The organism is Streptomyces sp. NPDC045955 (assembly GCF_056430805.1).
Window position 1 is genome coordinate 191717 of the sequence record NZ_JBWKKY010000010.1, and the last position, 16919, is coordinate 208635.

Here is a 16919-nt window from a genome sequence, read left to right on the forward strand (position 1 = left end):
AGAAACGGCTGTACCCCCGATCGGGCTGATCGGGGGTACAGAGGGGTGTTGCGGTGGCCGAAAGTCGCCTTGTTCAGGGGCGGCGGATCGTGCTCCGGATCAGACCGGGAGCGTCCGCGGCTTGAACGACGGGCGCTTCGCCTCGTACGCGGCGATGTCCGCCTCGTTCTGCAGGGTGATCGAGATGTCGTCGAGGCCGTTCAGCAGCCGCCAGCGGGCGTTCTCGTCCAGCTCGAAGGAGGCGGTGATGCCCTCGGCGCGGACCTCGCGGGCGACCAGGTCGACGGTGATCTCGGCCTGCGGGTCCTTCTCGGTGAGCTCCCACAGCGCGTCCACGATCTTCTGCTCCAGGACGACCGTGAGCAGGCCGTTCTTGAGCGAGTTGCCGCGGAAGATGTCGGCGAAGCGGGAGGAGATCACGGCCTTGAAGCCGAAGTTCTGCAGCGCCCAGACGGCGTGCTCACGCGAGGAGCCGGTACCGAAGTCGGGGCCGGCGACCAGGACGGTCGCGCCCTGCCGCTCGGGCTGGTTGAGCACGAACGACGCGTCCTTGCGCCAGGCCTCGAACAGCCCGTCCTCGAACCCGTCGCGCGTGACCTTCTTGAGCCAGTGGGCGGGGATGATCTGGTCGGTGTCGACGTTGCTGCGGCGCAGCGGGACGGCCCGGCCGGTGTGGGTGGTGAAGGCTTCCATGGTTCTCAGACTCCAGCGGGCGTACGGGTGTCGGCGGCGGACAGGTCGGCCGGGGAGGCCAGGTGACCCAGGACGGCGGTGGCGGCCGCGACCTGCGGCGACACCAGGTGCGTCCGGCCGCCCTTGCCCTGCCGGCCCTCGAAGTTGCGGTTGGACGTGGACGCGGAGCGCTCACCCGGGGCCAGCTGGTCGGGGTTCATGCCCAGGCACATCGAACAGCCCGCGTGCCGCCACTCGGCGCCGGCCTCCTTGAAGACCACGTCCAGACCCTCGGAGACGGCCTGGAGGCCGACCCGCGCGGAGCCCGGGACGACCAGCATCCGTACGCCGTCGGCGACTTTGCGGCCCTTGATCAGCTCGGCCGCGGCGCGCAGGTCCTCGATGCGGCCGTTGGTGCAGGAGCCTACGAAGACGGTGTCCACCTTGATGGAGCGCAGCGGCTGGCCGGCCTCCAACCCCATGTATTCCAGGGCCTTTTCGGCGGCGTAGCGCTCCGATGCGTCTTCGTACGAAGCAGGGTCGGGGACGGACGCCGAAAGCGGCGCGCCCTGGCCGGGGTTGGTGCCCCAGGTGACGAACGGCGACAGTTCGGTGGCGTCGATGACGACCTCGGCGTCGAACTCGGCGTCCTCGTCCGTCCTGAGCGTCTTCCAGTACGCGACGGCCGCGTCCCAGTCAGCACCCTCGGGGGCGTGCGGGCGGCCTTTGAGGTACGCGAAGGTGGTCTCGTCCGGGGCGATCATGCCCGCGCGGGCGCCGGCCTCGATCGACATGTTGCAGATGGTCATGCGCGCTTCCATCGAGAGCTTCTCGATGGCCTCGCCGCGGTACTCCAGGACGTAGCCCTGGCCGCCGCCGGTGCCGATCCGGGCGATGATCGCCAGGATCAGGTCCTTGGCGGTGACGCCGTCGGGCAGTTCGCCGTTGACCGTGATCGCCATGGTCTTCGGGCGGGACATCGGCAGCGTCTGGGTGGCCAGCACGTGCTCCACCTGGGAGGTGCCGATGCCGAACGCCAGCGCGCCGAAGGCGCCGTGCGTGGAGGTGTGGGAGTCGCCGCAGACGACGGTCATGCCGGGCTGGGTCAGGCCCAGCTGCGGGCCGACCACGTGCACGACGCCCTGCTCGACGTCGCCCAGCGGGTGCAGCCGCACGCCGAAGTCGGCGGCGTTCTTGCGCAGCGTCTCCAGCTGGATCCGGGAGACCGGGTCCGCGATCGGCTTGTCGATGTCGAGGGTGGGGGTGTTGTGGTCCTCGGTCGCGATGGTGAGGTCGAGGCGCCGGACCTTGCGGCCGCTCTTGCGCAGGCCGTCGAAGGCCTGCGGGCTGGTCACCTCGTGCAGCAGGTGCAGATCGATGAAGAGAAGGTCGGGCTCGCCCTCCGCGCGCCGGACGACATGGTCGTCCCAGACTTTCTCCGCGAGTGTCCTACCCATCGCTGTTCCCTCCGGCCGACGACGGTCCGCCGGCCCAACTAGAGATCTTGAGGAGGCGGGCCCGCGCCCCTGCGTTTCCGGGCAACCGCCGCCAGGCCCGTACGTCACGGGCCGCTGTGACTTCGTGTCTTCCAGAGTGGCGGGTTCCACGAGAATTTGAACTTGCGTTTCACAGAGTGAGACGCGAGTATCGTTTCATGGACAACAGTAGCGGCGTCGGCGTTCTGGACAAGGCGGCCCTCGTCCTGAGCGCTCTGGAGTCCGGTCCGGCCACCCTCGCGGGCCTGGTCGGCGCCACCGGACTGGCACGACCCACGGCCCACCGCCTGGCCGTGGCGCTGGAACACCACCGCATGGTGGCGCGCGACATGCAGGGCCGTTTCATTCTCGGCCCTCGCCTGGCAGAACTGGCCGCGGCAGCGGGTGAGGACCGTCTCCTCGCCACCGCGGGCCCGGTGCTCACCCACCTCCGTGACGTCACGGGCGAGAGCGCGCAGCTCTACCGCCGCCAGGGCGACATGCGCATCTGTGTGGCGGCGGCGGAGCGTCTGTCCGGACTGCGGGACACCGTCCCGGTCGGTTCGACGCTCACGATGAAGGCCGGCTCCTCGGCACAGATCCTGCTGGCCTGGGAGGAGCCGGAGCGGCTGCACCGCGGCCTCCAGGGCGCGCGCTTCACGGCGACGGCCCTGTCGGGCGTACGGCGGCGGGGCTGGGCTCAGTCGATCGGTGAGCGCGAGCCGGGTGTGGCCTCTGTGTCCGCGCCGGTGCGGGGGCCTTCCAACCGCGTGGTCGCCGCCGTGTCGGTGTCCGGGCCGATCGAGCGGCTGACGCGACACCCGGGCCGGATGCACGCGCAGGCTGTGATCGATGCGGCAGGGCGTCTCTCCGAGGCGTTGCGGCGCACCGGCTGAACCGTCTGATCGTCTTCGGAAGAGCAGGCCTCAACGCCGCGGCAGGCTCTTCCCGACCAGGCGCCATGGCAGCTTGCGATGTCATGCCGAGTGCCGGCCGTACGCGGCCGATCGCGCAGTTCCCCGCGCCCATGAAGAGCAGGGACATGCACAGGAGGCCCTCCACCGAAGTGGAGAGCCTCCTGTATGCGTACCCCCGACCGGATTCGAACCGGCGCTACCGCCTTGAGAGGGCGGCGTGCTAGGCCGCTACACAACGGGGGCGTGGACTCTGCGTTTCCGCAGGTCCGAGCTGGTCTACCTGGACTCGAACCAAGACTAACTGAACCAGAATCAGTCGTGCTGCCAATTACACCATAGACCAATGTGGTTTAGACCAGTCAGTACCCCCGACCGGATTCGAACCGGCGCTACCGCCTTGAGAGGGCGGCGTGCTAGGCCGCTACACAACGGGGGCCCTAGCAGTCCCGAGATGATCGTCGATCTTTCGGAACCGTACCCCCGACCGGATTCGAACCGGCGCTACTGCCTTGAGAGGGCAGCGTGCTAGGCCGCTACACAACGGGGGCTTGCGGATCGGAATCCGCTGGTGCAGATGAGCTCTGCGAGCTGGCCTACCTGGACTCGAACCAAGACTAACTGAACCAGAATCAGTCGTGCTGCCAATTACACCATAGGCCACTGGAACGCAAGCCCCCTCGGGGGATTTTGTTCTAGTAGTGCGCCTGAGGTTCCTGCCTTCCGGCCCGCTCCCCGCGGCGCAGGAAGAACATTACCTGAAGGTGGACGGGGCTCCAAAACGAGTATCCGCGCCGAGCAGAGACGGCAGTTCGGCGAGGGAGGCGATGCGGTGCGGCCCGACCGGCGGCTCGATCGTGGCGTACGCGCGCCCGCGGTCGATCCACACCGACAGCAGCCCGGCGTCGGCGGCGCCCCGCCCGTCGATCTCCGGGTGGTCGCCGACGTAGGCGACCTGGTGCGGTGGCAGGGCGAGGGCCTCGCAGGCCGCGAGGAACGCCCCGGCCTCGGGTTTGGAGACCCCGAGCTCGGCCGCGCACAGGATGCTCTCGAAGCGGTCGTGGACGCCGAGGACGCGCAGTTTGCGGTCCTGGACGTGGATGCTGGAGTTGGACAGCACGGCGTGCCGGTGGCTGGCGGCGAGGGCGTCGAGGACGGGCAGGACGTCCGGGAAGAGGGCCCAGACCGCCTCGTAGTGCGCGCGGTACCGCTTGAACCACGCGTCGGCTTCGGCATCGGTGAGGTCCTGGCCGAGGAAGACCCTTACGCGGTCGCGCCGCTGGTCCTCGAACGTGGCCTCACCGGCCGCGTAGCGCGCCCATTGCAGGTCGGTGATCTCCCGCCAGCGGGTGATGGCCTGCTCGACGGTGTCGTAGTCGTCGAGCAGGCCCTCGGCCGTCAGGTGGGCGCGCATGCCGAGGCGGTCGGCGGTGGTGTAGTCGAAGAGGGTGTCGTCGACGTCCCAGACCACGGCATGGATGCTCATGGTCCGACCGTACCCACTGCCCGGTGTTCTCAGCCCAGGGTGAGCGGTGGGTCCCGTCCCCGGTGACGGGGGTACGGAAGGCGGAAGGCGGCGCCCGAAACCGGACGCCGCCCTCGCCATGCGGGTGCTGCGCGTTACGCGGCCAGCTTCGCCAGCGCCGCGTCGATGCGGGTCAGGGTCTTCTCCTTGCCCAGGACCTCCAGCGACTCGAAGAGCGGCAGGCCGACCGTGCGGCCGGTGACGGCGACACGGACCGGGGCCTGGGCCTTGCCGAGCTTGAGGCCATGGGCCTCGCCGGCGGCCAGGACGGCCTCCTTCAGCGACTCGGCGGAGGTCCAGTCGGCGGCCTCCAGCTTCTCGCGGGCCGTGCGCAGCAGGGCGTCCGAGCCCTCCTTCATGGCCTTGTTCCAGGAGGCCTCGTCCTCCACCGGCTCCGGCAGGAACAGGAAGTCGACGTTGTCGGTGATCTCGGAGAGCACCTTGAGGCGGGTCTGGGCGTGCGGGGCGATGGCCTGCCACTTGGCCTCGTCGAAGGCCTCGGGGGCCCAGGGGGCGAACGGCGCCTGGAGCCACGGGCGGCAGCGCTCGGTGAAGTCCTTCACGTCGAGCATGCGGATGTGGTCGCCGTTGATGGCCTCGCACTTCTTCAGGTCGAAGCGGGCCGGGTTGGGGTTGACGTCCTCGATGTCGAAGGCCGCGATCATCTCGTCGATCGTGAAGACGTCCTGGTCGGCCGAGAGGGACCAGCCGAGCAGCGAGAGGTAGTTGAGCAGGCCCTCGGGGAGGAAGCCGCGCTCCCGGTAGAGGTTGAGGGACGACTGCGGGTCGCGCTTGGAGAGCTTCTTGTTGCCCTCGCCCATCACGTACGGCAGGTGGCCGAAGGCGGGGATCTGCTTGGCGATGCCCAGCTCGATCAGCGCCTTGTACAGGGCGATCTGGCGCGGGGTGGAGGAGAGCAGGTCCTCGCCGCGCAGGACGTGGGTGATCTCCATCAGGGCGTCGTCGACCGGGTTGACCAGCGTGTAGAGCGGGGCGCCGTTGGCGCGGACGATGCCGTAGTCCGGGACGTTCTCCGGGGTGAAGGTCAGCTCGCCGCGGACCAGGTCGGTGAAGGTGATCGTCTCGTCGGGCATGCGGAAGCGGACGATCGGCTCCCGGCCCTGGGCCTGGTACTCCTCGACCTGCGCGTCGGTCAGCTCGCGGCAGTGGCCGTCGTAGCCGGAGGGCCTGCCGGCGGCGCGGGCGGCCTCGCGGCGGGTGTCCAGCTCCTCCTGGGAGCAGTAGCAGCGGTAGGCGTGGCCGGCGTCCAGGAGCTTGGCCGCGACGTTCTTGTAGAGGTCCATGCGCTGCGACTGGCGGTACGGCGCGTGCGGGCCGCCGACCTCGGGGCCCTCGTCCCAGTCGAAGCCCAGCCAGCGCATCGAGTCGAGCAGCTGGGTGTACGACTCCTCGGAGTCGCGGGCCGCGTCGGTGTCCTCGATGCGGAAGACCAGGGTGCCCTGGTGGTGCTTGGCGAACGCCCAGTTGAACAGGGCGGTGCGCACCAGGCCCACGTGGGGGTTACCGGTGGGCGACGGGCAGAAACGGACGCGTACGGGAGTGCCGGATGCGCTATCCACGCTTGACAACCTTGTTAGTGAGAGTGCCGATGCCTTCGATGGTGACGGCGACCTCGTCGCCGACGTTGAGGGGGCCGACCCCAGCCGGGGTGCCCGTGAGGATCACGTCGCCGGGGAGCAGCGTCATGGCCTCGGAGATGTTGACGATCAGGTCCTCGATGGAGTGGATCATCTCGCTGGTGCGGCCCAGCTGGCGCTGCTGGCCGTTGACCGTGAGCTGGATGGTGAGGTCGGCCGGGTCCAGGTCGGTCTCCACCCAGGGGCCGAGCGGGCAGGACGTGTCGAAGCCCTTGGCCCGGGCCCACTGCTTCTCGCGCTTCTGGACGTCGCGGGCGGTGATGTCGTTGGCGCAGGTGTAGCCGAAGATCACGTCCTTGACGCGCTCGCGAGGGACCTCGCGGCACATCCGGCCGATCACCACGGCCAGCTCGGCCTCGTGGTGCACCTCCGCGGAGAAGGAGGGGTACTGGATCTCGTCGCCGGGGCCGATCACCGAGGTGGACGGCTTGAAGAAGGCGAAGGGGTCCTGCGGGACCTCGTTGCCCAGTTCCTTGGCGTGCTCGGCGTAGTTGCGGCCGAAGGCCACGACCTTGTTGGGGAGCACCGGCGGCAGCAGCCTGACCTTGCCGACCGGCACCTTCGTGCCGGAGAGCTCGAAGTCCGCGAACGGGATGCCCTTGATGATGTCCAGGACGAGCTCGTCCTGCTTCTCGCCCTCGATGGCGCCGAAGGCGACGTTCCCGTCGATGGAGAATCTGGCGATGCGCACGGGATGCTTTGCCCCTTGACTGAAGCGGCTGGAGTCTGACGCTCCAGGCTAACGCGGGGAGGGGTCCGGGCCGCGCGCATTACGCAGGGGCGCCACCGTCGCCGGCGGCGCCCCTGGAAGTTCCCGTCCCGCCGCCTTGAGCATCCGGCGGCCGGTGCGCGTATTACCCGGTGTCACTCCGCGGCAGCGGCGGCCGCGACGGGGACCTCGGTGAGGATGGTGCGCTTGGGGTTGGCAGTCTGGGTGGGGAGTTCGACGCGGTGCTCCTGCTGTTCCGGCGTCTGCAGTTCGTCGGCGTCGTCCAGGTGCGCCAGCGTCGTGCGTCGCGGGTTGGCGATCTTGTGGAACATCGTCGTCGTCTTCACTGTTTACTTGACCCTGTTCTGTGACGGGCGCCGGGAGGGCACGTAGGCCCTCGCCCGGGCGCGGGTTGTCGGTTTTGCCAACTCTGTAAAGCGTCAGGCTAAACATGGGATTCCCGGCGTAATCGCGAGGAGACCATGATCAGCATGTGAGTTTTCTCACGACTCAGGGGGCAAATCGGTCAATTCACGCTTGCGTTCCAACCCAACGAAACGGACATTGACCCACTGAAGCACTCATTCCGCTGCTGATCATGGCGACTGGGACACCCATTGCACCGCGGCGACTCGCGGACATACGTCCGAAATGGGTGAACTCACTTTCTACATCCCGTGATTCGTCACTCACGTGGTGTCACCTATGTCACGGCCTGGCCTACGAGCCTTGTTGGAGATCCTGTGCTGTGCTGGAATGCCACGGACCGCCGCGGGATCGAGCCGGCGCACAGGGGGCGCACAGACGCGCCGAGTGGCGGCCAGAAGGGGGAGCCAGCGCCGGTCACTCAAGACCACCACGGGGGCGTACTCAGGGCGTCCCCAGAACGCCGACACCGTGCCCCGCCGTTCACACGATGGGGCGCCTGGTCCAGAGGTTGCGACGCTAGTGCAGGGACGTTTCAAGAGGGATGGCAGCGCTTCGGCGGAGCCGGAGCCGCACGGCGGGACCGACCGAGGTCCCTCGGCCCAGCACGCCCAGAACCAGGGTCCGGCGGGTGACGGCGGGGAGCGCCCCGGCGCGTCGGCCCCCACGGGGCCCGTGAGCCCGGCTCCGGCCCTGAAGCCGCCGGCGGGTCCGGCAGGCCCCGGCCCGCGAATAGCCCTGCGCAACTGGCGCATCTCCACCCGTCTGGTGTCGCTGCTCGCGCTCCCGGTGGTCGCGGCCACCTCGCTCGGCGCGCTGCGCATCAACCAGTCCATGGACGACATCCAGCAGCTCGACAACATGAAGCTGCTGACGGACATGACCAAGCAGGCCACCGAGCTGTCCGCCGCCCTCCAGGAGGAGCGCGACCAGTCGGCCGGCCCGCTGGCGCACGGCGGCAAGGCGACCGACTTCACGGTCAAGGGCCTGCGGGAGAAGACCGACCGGGCGAGGAAGAACTTCCTCGACAGTTCCGAGCAGATCGACAGCGCCAGCAAGGACGGCAACCTCAAGGGCGTCCGCGAGTACCTCATCCAGCTCGCCGGCGAGCTGGGCGACCTGGAGCAGATCCGCAAGGGCGCCTACACCTCCGAGGGCAACTCCACGCAGACGATCGAGGCGTACCACCGTCTGATCGAGAACCTGATCGACCTCTCCCAGGACATGGCCGAGGCGACCAGCAACCCGGACATGATCCAGCGCACCCGCGCCCTGGCGGCGTTCAGCTCCGCCAAGGAGTACTCCTCGATCCAGCGCGCGGCCCTCGCGGCGGCGCTGCCCGCGAGCAACACCACGACCGGCAAGCTCTCGCCGAACGACCGGCTCTACGCCGAGTCAGCCCTGGAGAGCCAGAAGTCCGAACTCCGCAGCTTCAAGAGCATCTATGGCGAGGACTCCGCCGCCGAGCTGCTCAAGCCCATCGAGGACGGCGGCAACTCCACGATCAAGGCGACCGACACCTACGCGGGTCGGGCCCTGGTCTCCGCGAGCGGACTCGCGCAGCAGGACAAGCGGTCCTACCGCGACTGGCTGGACGACAGCTCCACCAAGATCCAGCAGATGAAGAACATCGAGCACACGCTGCTCGAGGAGATGGAACAGAAGGCCCGCGAGCTGCGCAGCGCCACCGAGCGCGACGCGATCATCTCCGGTGCGCTGATCCTCATCGTGCTCGGTGTGTCGCTGGTCGGCGCCTTCGTCGTGGCCCGCTCCATGATCCGCTCGCTGCGCCGTCTGGAGGAGACCGCGACCAGGGTCGCCTCCGACCGGCTGCCCGAGCTGGTCAAGCAGCTGTCCGAGTCCGACCCGCAGGACGTCGACACGTCCGTGGAGTCGGTCGGTGTGCACTCCCGGGACGAGATCGGCCGGGTGGCCGCGGCCTTCGACGACGTGCACCGCGAGGCGGTCCGCCTCGCCGCCGAGCAGGCCCTGCTGCGGGGCAACGTCAACGCGATGTTCACCAACCTCTCGCGCCGCTCCCAGGGCCTCATTCAGCGCCAGCTGTCGCTCATCTCCGAACTGGAGTCCCGCGAGGCCGACCCGGACCAGCTGTCCTCGCTGTTCAAGCTCGACCACCTCGCCACGCGCATGCGCCGTAACGGTGAGAACCTCCTCGTCCTCGCCGGTGAGGAGCCCGGCCGCCGCTGGACCCGCCCGGTCCCGCTGGTCGACGTGCTCCGCGCCGCCGCGTCCGAGGTGGAGCAGTACGAGCGCATCGAGCTGGCCTCCGTGCCGACCACCGAGGTGGCCGGCCGGGTCGTCAACGACCTCGTGCACCTGCTCGCCGAGCTGCTGGAGAACGCGACCTCGTTCTCCTCGCCGCAGACCAAGGTCAAGGTCACCGGTCACGCCCTGCCCGACGGCCGGGTGCTGATCGAGATCCACGACACCGGTATCGGTCTGTCGCCGGAGGACCTGGCGGCGATCAACGAGCGACTCGCCTCTCCCCCGACGGTGGACGTCTCCGTCTCCCGCCGCATGGGTCTGTTCGTGGTCGGCCGGCTGTCCCAGCGGCACGGCATCCGCATCCAGCTGCGCCCGTCCGACTCCGGTGGCACGACCGCGCTGGTCATGCTGCCCGTCGATGTCGCCCAGGGCGGCAGGAAGCCCCAGCCCAAGCAGGGCGGTCAGCCGCCGGTCGGCGGTGGCGGTCCCGCCGCCGCGCAGGCCGCCGCCGGTGCCGCCGCGGCCCGGCGTGCCGCCGGTGCCGGCCAGGCGGGCGGCGGTGCCCTCGGGGCCGGCGCGTCCGGCGGCGGTGGCTTCGGCGGCGGTGCGTCGTCCGGCGCCGGCCGGCTCGGTGCCGGCCAGGGCCCGCGGGCCGCGCTGCCCGGGCGGGACGCGGACGGTGGCCGTCCCGGCGGCGGGCGTGGACCCCAGGGTGCCGACAAGGCCCCGTCGCTGTTCGAGCAGAGTGGTCCTCCCGCGCCGCCGCAGGGCCGTCCGGCTCCCGCCGGCGCCGGGTTCGGGCAGGCGCCCGGCGCTCCGCAGGGTCTGCAGGCCGCGGGCACGAACGGGCCGCAGGGCCAGGACGGTTACGGCGGTGGCCGGGGCTCCCAGCGCCCGGGCAACTCCGGGCAGGGCCAGGGCCGTACGCCGCAGCTGCCGCCGCGCGGCGGTCCGCGGGCCGAGCTGCCCGGCAGCGGTGACGCGCAGCAGCGCGTGCCGAGCTGGAGCGACGAGAACGCCCAGCCGCCGGTGCCGCGTGCCTCCCTTGACTCCCCGCGCGGGCACGAGGAGCCGGACGTCTCCCGGACCTCTCAGATGCCGCGGATCGACGACCGGCAGGGCCCGGGCTCGACCGCGGAGATCCCCGCCGTCCCGCGCGACGACGACCGGCAGGGCCCCGGCTCTCCGGCCGACTTCTCCGCGCGCGGCCCGCAGCACGCGGACCGGTTCGGCCTGCCCGGCTCGGACGACTCGCAGGGTTCGGGCCAGTTCGTCCGCCCGGACGTCTTCGGCGCCCCGGGCGGTCGCCGCGACCCGTCGTCCGCAACCGGCCAGTACCCGGCACCGCAGTCCTACGACAACGGCTCGACCGGCCAGTACCCCGCGCCCCGCCAGGACAGCGGCTCGACCGGGCAGTACCCGGCTCCGCAGTCCTACGACAACGGCTCGACGGGCCAGTACCCGGCACCGCGCCAGGACAGCGGCTCCGGCCGGCCCACCCTCCCCGGCCCGGCCACCCCGGCCGACCCGACGGGCACGGGCCAGTTCGAGCGGCCGCAGGTCAACGGCGCCCGGGGCCCGGCCGACTTCGGCGCCCCGCGTCCGCCCGCCCCGCAGGCACGGCCGGCGCGGCAGGAGCCCGAGGCCCTGCCGCCGGCGACCGGCCCGGGCGACGGCCGTACGCCGCTGTACGACACGCTCGAGACCAACTGGTTCCACGGCCAGCAGGAGCAGCAGCAGCCGTCGCAGGGCAACGGCTCGGCTCCGGCCCCGCAGCAGCCGGAGGGATCCGGCGGTCCTCAGCGGTCCGCCTCCGCCGGCTGGCGCAGCTCGCCGAACGACGACCTCGTCCGCCAGGCCGAGCGCGTCCGCCAGCCCGCCGCCGGCGGTGTCACCACCTCCGGCCTGCCGCGCCGGGTGCCCCGGGCGAACCTCGTTCCGGGCACGGCTCAGCAGCAGCCCCAGCAGAGCGGTCCGCAGATCTCGCGTGCCCCCGATGACGTACGCGGTCGGCTGACCAATCTCCGCCGCGGTATTGCACAGGGTCGTCAGGCCGGGTCCACCCAGACCGGCAGCTTCCCTCGGCCCTCTCACCAGCAGGAGCGTTAGTTGAGTCCGATGAGCCAGGCGGCACAGAATCTCAACTGGTTGATCACCAACTTCGTGGACAACACCCCAGGGGTGTCCCACACCGTCGTCGTGTCCGCCGACGGACTCCTCCTGGCGATGTCGGAGGGCTTCCCGCGCGACCGCGCGGACCAGCTCGCGGCCGTCGCCTCGGGTCTGACGTCCCTGACGGCAGGCGCCTCCCGGATCTTCGAGGGGGGCGACGTCGCGCAGACGGTCGTGGAGATGGAGCGGGGATTCGTCTTCCTCATGTCCGTCTCGGACGGCTCGTCGCTCGCCGTCCTCGCTCACCCCGAGTGCGACATCGGCCTCGTCGGCTACGAGATGGCGCTCCTGGTCGACCGCGCGGGCGCAGTCCTGACCCCCGACCTGCGAGCTGAGCTCCAAGGCAGTCTGCTCCATTGATCGGCCCCGGCACCACCCGTCTCACCACATCACCGTCCGGCCGCCACACACCCCACACAGGCCTCGTCAGACGGCTCGACTGACCGCTTGCTGTCCCGCCCGGAGGACCCATGACCCCGCCCCCCGCCTCTCATGATCCGTACGCGGAGCCGTACGAGGACGAGGGCGACCAGCCGCTGGTCCGGCCCTACGCCATGACCGGTGGCCGGACCCGGCCGCGTTACCAGCTGGCCATCGAGGCACTGATCAGCACGACCGCCGATCCCGCGGCGCTCATGGGGCTGCTCCCGGAGCACCAGCGCATCTGCCATCTGTGCCGTGAGGTGAAGTCGGTCGCCGAGGTCTCGGCGCTGCTCAACATGCCGCTCGGTGTGGCCCGGATCCTCGTCGCGGACCTGGCGGAGGCCGGTCTCGTCGCGATCCACCAGCCGGGCGGCGACGAGGCCACCGGCGCACCGGACGTGACACTGCTCGAAAGGGTGCTCAGTGGACTTCGCAAGCTCTGACGCGGGTCGTTCCACCACCTCCGCGAAGATCGTGGTGGCGGGCGGCTTCGGCGTGGGCAAGACCACGTTCGTCGGCGCCGTCTCGGAGATCAACCCGCTGCGCACGGAGGCCGTGATGACCTCCGCCAGCGCGGGGATCGACGACCTCACGCACACGGGGGACAAGACCACCACCACGGTGGCCATGGACTTCGGCCGTATCACCCTGGACCAGGACCTGATCCTGTACCTCTTCGGTACGCCGGGCCAGGACCGCTTCTGGTTCATGTGGGACGACCTGGTGCGCGGCGCCATCGGCGCCGTCGTGCTGGTGGACACCCGCCGTCTCGCCGACTGCTTCCCCGCGGTCGACTACTTCGAGAACAGCGGCCTGCCCTTCGTCATCGCCCTCAACGGCTTCGACGGCCAGCAGCCCTACACCCCCGACGAGGTCCGAGAAGCTCTCCAGATCGGCCCCGACACCCCGATCATCACGACGGACGCCCGCCACCGGGCCGACGCGAAGTCGGCACTGATCACGCTGGTCGAGCACGCCCTGATGGCACGGCTGAGGTAGCACCCAATTCAGAAGCGCCATACGGCAGTTGTCGTAGATGTACCGGAGCCGACTGTGTCCTTTGACACGGTCGGCCAAGGTGTTCATAACGTTTCGGCAGAGGAATCAGGTGGTACGGCCACGCGTCGCGCACATCCGGTCTCGCTGCGCGCACAATCGCCCCGCCTTTTGGCGGGGCTCGCTCTTTATGACCGTTTTATCTGGGGCTTACATCCCTCGGAATCCCCACCTCGGACTGTTTGGAAGAGCGCAGGTCGTCGTGCTGGAATGCCTGAACTGCCCAATAGTCAATGGCGTACACGTCAGTCGATGGCGTACCGGGCTCTGAGAAACTGCGGCACAACGTTGGTGCCGACCGCCGAGAGGTTGTTGGTCGAGTGAGGCGAAGCAAGAACAGTCCCGAGCCGTCGGCCCGGGGCAACTTCACCCCGCCGCCGCGCACAGCGGCGCCCGCCCCCGTGCCCGGTTCGGAGCCGACGGCCGCGCCCGCCCAGAGCGGTGGCCGTCTCTCCCCGCGCAACTGGCGTGTGGCGACCAGGCTCAACGCGATCCTGCTCATACCCGTGCTGGTCGGCCTCGTCATGGGCGGCTTCCAGGTGAAAAGCTCGATCGACACCTGGCAGGAGGCCGAGGACGCGGAGAACACCGCGCGTCTGGTACGGGCCTCACTGCTGTACGCCAATGCCCTCTACAACGAGCGCGACACCTCCGCGGCGCCCCTGCTCAAGGGCAGCGCCCAGACCTCCCAGGACAAGGCGACCGTCGCCCAGGTCCGCAAGGCCACCGACGAGGCGGCCGACGCCTTCGACGCCGCCGCCCAGAGCATGCCGGCCAAGCCCGGCCTGGAGCGCCGTCTGAAGCTGTTCCGCGAGGCGGAGCCGAAGCTCCAGACCCTGCGCCAGGTCGCGTACACCTCCAAGCTCAAGGGTGTGCAGACCGAGGAGGGCTACGTCGAGGTCGCCCACCCGCTGACGGAGTTCGCCAACGAGCTGGGCCTCGGCACCGGCAACATCACCAGCTACGGCCGGACCGTCTACGCGATCGAGCTCACCAAGGCGGCCCTGTCGCTCCAGCGCTCCATCGGCATGCACATCCTCACGAAGCCGGGCCCGGACGAGGGCAACCTCGCCAGCCAGCGCATCGCCCTGTCCTCGTACGCCTACCTCGAGCGCATCGCCATGCAGGAGTACGTCGGCGGTGGCACCGAGCAGGACGTGGCCAAGCTCAAGGCCGCCGAGGCGAAGATGAAGACCGACGGTGCCGCGATGGCCCGGGAGGCCAAGGCCAAGAACCCGGACTACGTCGCCCCGCCGTCCAAGCCGGAGACGATGGTCTCGGCCGTCGCGACGCTCCAGACGACAGACCCGAGCGCCCGCGCCGCCCTCGCCGAGCAGGGCGTCACCGCCGAGAACTGGTGGGCGGTCAACACGCTCAAGTTCAACGCCTACGAGAAGATCGAGACGGACCTGGCCGACAAGGCCGTGAGCGAGGCCTCCGACATCGCCGACGGCGCCCAGCGCGACGCCTACATCACCGGTGCCGCCGTCGTGGTCGCCCTGCTCCTGGCCTTCATCCTGGCCGGCGCGGTCGCACGCCAGATGAGCCGCTCGATGCGCCAGCTGCGCAACGCCGCGTTCGGCATCGCCGAGCAGCGCCTGCCGATGCTGGTCGACCAGCTCTCACGCACCGACCCCGGTCGTGTCGACACGCGTGTCCAAGCCATCCCGATCACCACCACGGACGAGATCGGCGAGGTCGCCCGCGCCTTCGACCAGGTCCACCGCGAGGCCGTCCGGCTCGCCGCCGAGCAGGCCCTGCTGCGGGGCAACATCAACGCGATCTTCACCAACCTGTCGCGCCGCAACCAGTCGCTGATCGAGGGCCAGCTGACCCTGATCACCGACCTGGAGAACAACGAGGCCGACCCGGACCAGCTGGAGAACCTCTTCCGGCTGGACCACCTCGCGACCCGTATGCGCCGCAACGGCGAGAACCTCCTGGTCCTCGCCGGCGAGGAGCCCGGCCGCCGCTGGGACCAGCCGGTCCCGCTGGTCGACGTGCTGCGCGCCGCCTCCTCCGAGGTGGAGCAGTACGAGCGCATCGAGCTGTCCGGCGTCCCCGAGGCCGAGATCCACGGCCGGGCCGTGACCGACCTCGTGCACCTGCTCGCCGAGCTGCTGGAGAACGCGACCACGTTCTCCTCCCCGCAGACCAAGGTCCGCGTCACCGCGACCCGTCTCCCCGACGGCCGCGTGATGATCGAGATCCACGACAAGGGCATCGGCCTGACCGCCGAGGACTTCGCGGACATCAACCACAAGCTGGCCAACCCACCGACCGTGGACGCCGCGATCTCGCAGCGCATGGGCCTGTTCGTGGTCGGCCGACTGTCCGACCGGCACGGCATCCGCGTCCAGCTGCGCCCGTCGGGCGAGCAGGCCGGCACCACCTCGCTGGTCATGCTGCCCGACGCGATCACCCACGGTGGTGGCGGCGAGCAGCACGTGGACCGGGACGAGTTCACCGTCTCGCAGATCATCCCGGAGCAGAACTTCGGCGGCGAGAACTTCAACCAGCAGCCGATGCGCACGGCGGCGGAGCTCGGCTTCGACGACAGCCGGTACGCCGACGTCCCCGACGACATACGCGAGCTGGACCCCGTCGGCCGCTCCCTGATGCGCGAGGAGCGCCGGGCGGCCCTGGAGGCCCAGTCGCCCCAGCAGCCCGAGCTCCCCGGCCGCCAGAGCAACCAGGAGCCCACCGAGGCCCCCGGATACGCCGACGAGTACAACGGACAGCAGGGCTACGACACCGGCCAGGCCTACGACACGGGCCAGACCGGCTACCCGGAGCAGCAGCCGTCCGCGTACGACCGTCAGGCGCCGTACGAGGACCAGCAGGCGTCGTACCAGGAGCAGCAGGGGTCGTACCAGGAGCAGCGGCAGACGTCGTACGAGGAGCCGCAGCGGGCCGCGTACGACGAGCAGTACTACGCGCCGAACGGCGGTCTGCCGCAGCACGACACCTTCTCGCCGAACGGCGGCTACCCGGACCCCTCCTCCTATGCGGAGCCGGCCCAGGAGGAGCCCTCGGCACAGGGTGCGGGTTCGCCCGGCAGCTTCGCCGCCTTCGAGCAGCGGCGCCACCAGGACGACTGGCCCCAGCAGGACGGTTACCAGAACGGCTACCCGAGCCAGTACCCTTCTCAGGCCCAGGAAACGGAATCTGCGCAGGCCGCTGACGCGAGTGAGCAGGACCGCGTAGGCTTCGACCGTCCGGGACAGGCCCAATCCGCCGCACCCTCGCTGACCGACGCCGGGCTTCCCCGCCGTGGGGCCGCCGCGAGCGGTGCGAACGGCGCGGGCGGCGCCCGGCACGCGAGCCAGGAGCCTCCGGCCTCCACCCCGGAGAGCGACGGCGACCGCGACTGGCGCTCGGCGAACGACGAGCGGTGGCAGCAGGCCTCGCAGCTCCGCAAGCCCAAGGCGGGTGGGGTCACCTCCTCCGGCCTGCCGAGGCGGGTGCCCAAGGCCAACCTGATCGAGGGTTCCGCCGAGAGCACCCCCCAGGGAGGCCCGCAGGTCTCCCGCGCCCCGGAGGACGTCCGGGGCAGGCTGAGCAACCTGCGCCGCGGCGTACAGCGTGGTCGCAGCGCAGGCAGTGAAACGAACGGCCAGGGCTTCGGTCCTGACAGCACCTACAACCAGGAGCGTTAGTGTG

At 70.2% G+C, this 16919-nt stretch carries 12 protein-coding genes and 5 tRNA genes; 6 read left to right on the forward strand and 11 right to left on the reverse strand.

Going from position 1 to position 16919, the window contains the following annotated elements:
* Positions 1-99: 99 nt before the first annotated feature.
* Positions 100-693, reverse strand: coding sequence for a 3-isopropylmalate dehydratase small subunit (gene leuD, locus AC07F0_RS22315; RefSeq protein ID WP_059421950.1), 594 nt, complete (start codon positions 691-693; stop codon positions 100-102).
* Positions 694-698: 5 nt separating this feature from the next.
* Complete coding sequence (gene leuC, locus AC07F0_RS22320; RefSeq protein ID WP_478981238.1) at positions 699-2129, reverse strand: 3-isopropylmalate dehydratase large subunit; 1431 nt, start codon at positions 2127-2129, stop codon at positions 699-701.
* Positions 2130-2326: 197 nt separating this feature from the next.
* Here leuC and ndgR point away from each other — a divergent pair, with 197 nt between their 5' ends.
* A complete protein-coding gene (gene ndgR / locus AC07F0_RS22325; RefSeq protein WP_010044585.1) occupies positions 2327-3043 on the forward strand; it encodes an IclR family transcriptional regulator NdgR in 717 nt (238 codons plus the stop codon).
* A 191-nt stretch (positions 3044-3234) separates the two neighbouring features.
* Here the strand turns inward: ndgR and AC07F0_RS22330 are convergent.
* From AC07F0_RS22330 to AC07F0_RS22370, 9 genes are all read right to left on the reverse strand, one after another.
* A tRNA-Glu gene (locus tag AC07F0_RS22330) sits at positions 3235-3307 on the reverse strand.
* A gap of 28 nt (positions 3308-3335) precedes the next feature.
* Positions 3336-3407: transfer RNA gene (locus AC07F0_RS22335), tRNA-Gln, on the reverse strand.
* 20 nt (positions 3408-3427) lie between these two features.
* Positions 3428-3500, reverse strand: a tRNA-Glu gene (locus AC07F0_RS22340).
* Between the two features lie 39 nt (positions 3501-3539).
* Positions 3540-3612 (reverse strand) — tRNA-Glu (locus AC07F0_RS22345).
* Positions 3613-3652: 40 nt separating this feature from the next.
* A tRNA-Gln gene (locus AC07F0_RS22350) sits at positions 3653-3724 on the reverse strand.
* A 91-nt stretch (positions 3725-3815) separates the two neighbouring features.
* Positions 3816-4547 (reverse strand): HAD family hydrolase, encoded by a 732-nt coding sequence (locus AC07F0_RS22355; RefSeq protein ID WP_478981240.1) that lies wholly within the window; start codon positions 4545-4547, stop codon positions 3816-3818.
* A 134-nt stretch (positions 4548-4681) separates the two neighbouring features.
* Positions 4682-6166 carry a glutamate--tRNA ligase gene (gltX, locus tag AC07F0_RS22360; protein WP_478981242.1) on the reverse strand — a complete coding sequence of 495 codons (1485 nt, stop codon included), beginning with the start codon at positions 6164-6166 and terminating at the stop codon, positions 4682-4684.
* Positions 6159-6935, reverse strand: coding sequence for a fumarylacetoacetate hydrolase family protein (locus tag AC07F0_RS22365; protein WP_478981244.1), 777 nt, complete (start codon positions 6933-6935; stop codon positions 6159-6161). Before AC07F0_RS22365 ends, gltX begins: the two co-directional genes overlap by 8 nt.
* A 173-nt stretch (positions 6936-7108) precedes the next feature.
* Positions 7109-7300: a hypothetical protein gene (locus tag AC07F0_RS22370; RefSeq protein WP_356925928.1), complete on the reverse strand. Its 192-nt coding sequence runs from the start codon at positions 7298-7300 to the stop codon at positions 7109-7111.
* Between the two features lie 601 nt (positions 7301-7901).
* Here AC07F0_RS22370 and AC07F0_RS22375 point away from each other — a divergent pair.
* From AC07F0_RS22375 to AC07F0_RS22395, 5 genes are all read left to right on the forward strand, one after another.
* On the forward strand, positions 7902-11714 hold the full coding sequence (locus AC07F0_RS22375) for a sensor histidine kinase (protein WP_478981246.1): 3813 nt from the start codon (positions 7902-7904) through the stop codon (positions 11712-11714).
* Positions 11715-11723: 9 nt separating this feature from the next.
* On the forward strand, positions 11724-12137 hold the full coding sequence (locus AC07F0_RS22380; RefSeq protein ID WP_020271453.1) for a roadblock/LC7 domain-containing protein: 414 nt from the start codon (positions 11724-11726) through the stop codon (positions 12135-12137).
* A gap of 110 nt (positions 12138-12247) precedes the next feature.
* On the forward strand, positions 12248-12643 hold the full coding sequence (locus AC07F0_RS22385; RefSeq protein ID WP_010044602.1) for a DUF742 domain-containing protein: 396 nt from the start codon (positions 12248-12250) through the stop codon (positions 12641-12643).
* Positions 12624-13199 carry a GTP-binding protein gene (locus tag AC07F0_RS22390; RefSeq protein WP_020271455.1) on the forward strand — a complete coding sequence of 192 codons (576 nt, stop codon included), beginning with the start codon at positions 12624-12626 and terminating at the stop codon, positions 13197-13199. Before AC07F0_RS22385 ends, AC07F0_RS22390 begins: the two co-directional genes overlap by 20 nt.
* Positions 13200-13576: 377 nt before the next feature.
* Positions 13577-16915 carry a sensor histidine kinase gene (locus AC07F0_RS22395; protein ID WP_478981248.1) on the forward strand — a complete coding sequence of 1113 codons (3339 nt, stop codon included), beginning with the start codon at positions 13577-13579 and terminating at the stop codon, positions 16913-16915.
* Positions 16916-16919: the final 4 nt, after the last annotated feature.

What these genes read in the sequence shown, in the direction of transcription:
- AC07F0_RS22385 (WP_010044602.1), top strand. Translation starts at nt 12,248, where the DNA reads ATGACCCCGCCCCCCGCCTCTCATGATCCGTACGCGGAGCCGTACGAG.
- ndgR (WP_010044585.1), top strand. Translation starts at nt 2,327, where the DNA reads ATGGACAACAGTAGCGGCGTCGGCGTTCTGGACAAGGCGGCCCTCGTC.
- leuC (WP_478981238.1), bottom strand. Translation starts at nt 2,129, where the DNA reads ATGGGTAGGACACTCGCGGAGAAAGTCTGGGACGACCATGTCGTCCGG.
- AC07F0_RS22380 (WP_020271453.1), top strand. Translation starts at nt 11,724, where the DNA reads ATGAGCCAGGCGGCACAGAATCTCAACTGGTTGATCACCAACTTCGTG.
- leuD (WP_059421950.1), bottom strand. Translation starts at nt 693, where the DNA reads ATGGAAGCCTTCACCACCCACACCGGCCGGGCCGTCCCGCTGCGCCGC.
- AC07F0_RS22355 (WP_478981240.1), bottom strand. Translation starts at nt 4,547, where the DNA reads ATGAGCATCCATGCCGTGGTCTGGGACGTCGACGACACCCTCTTCGAC.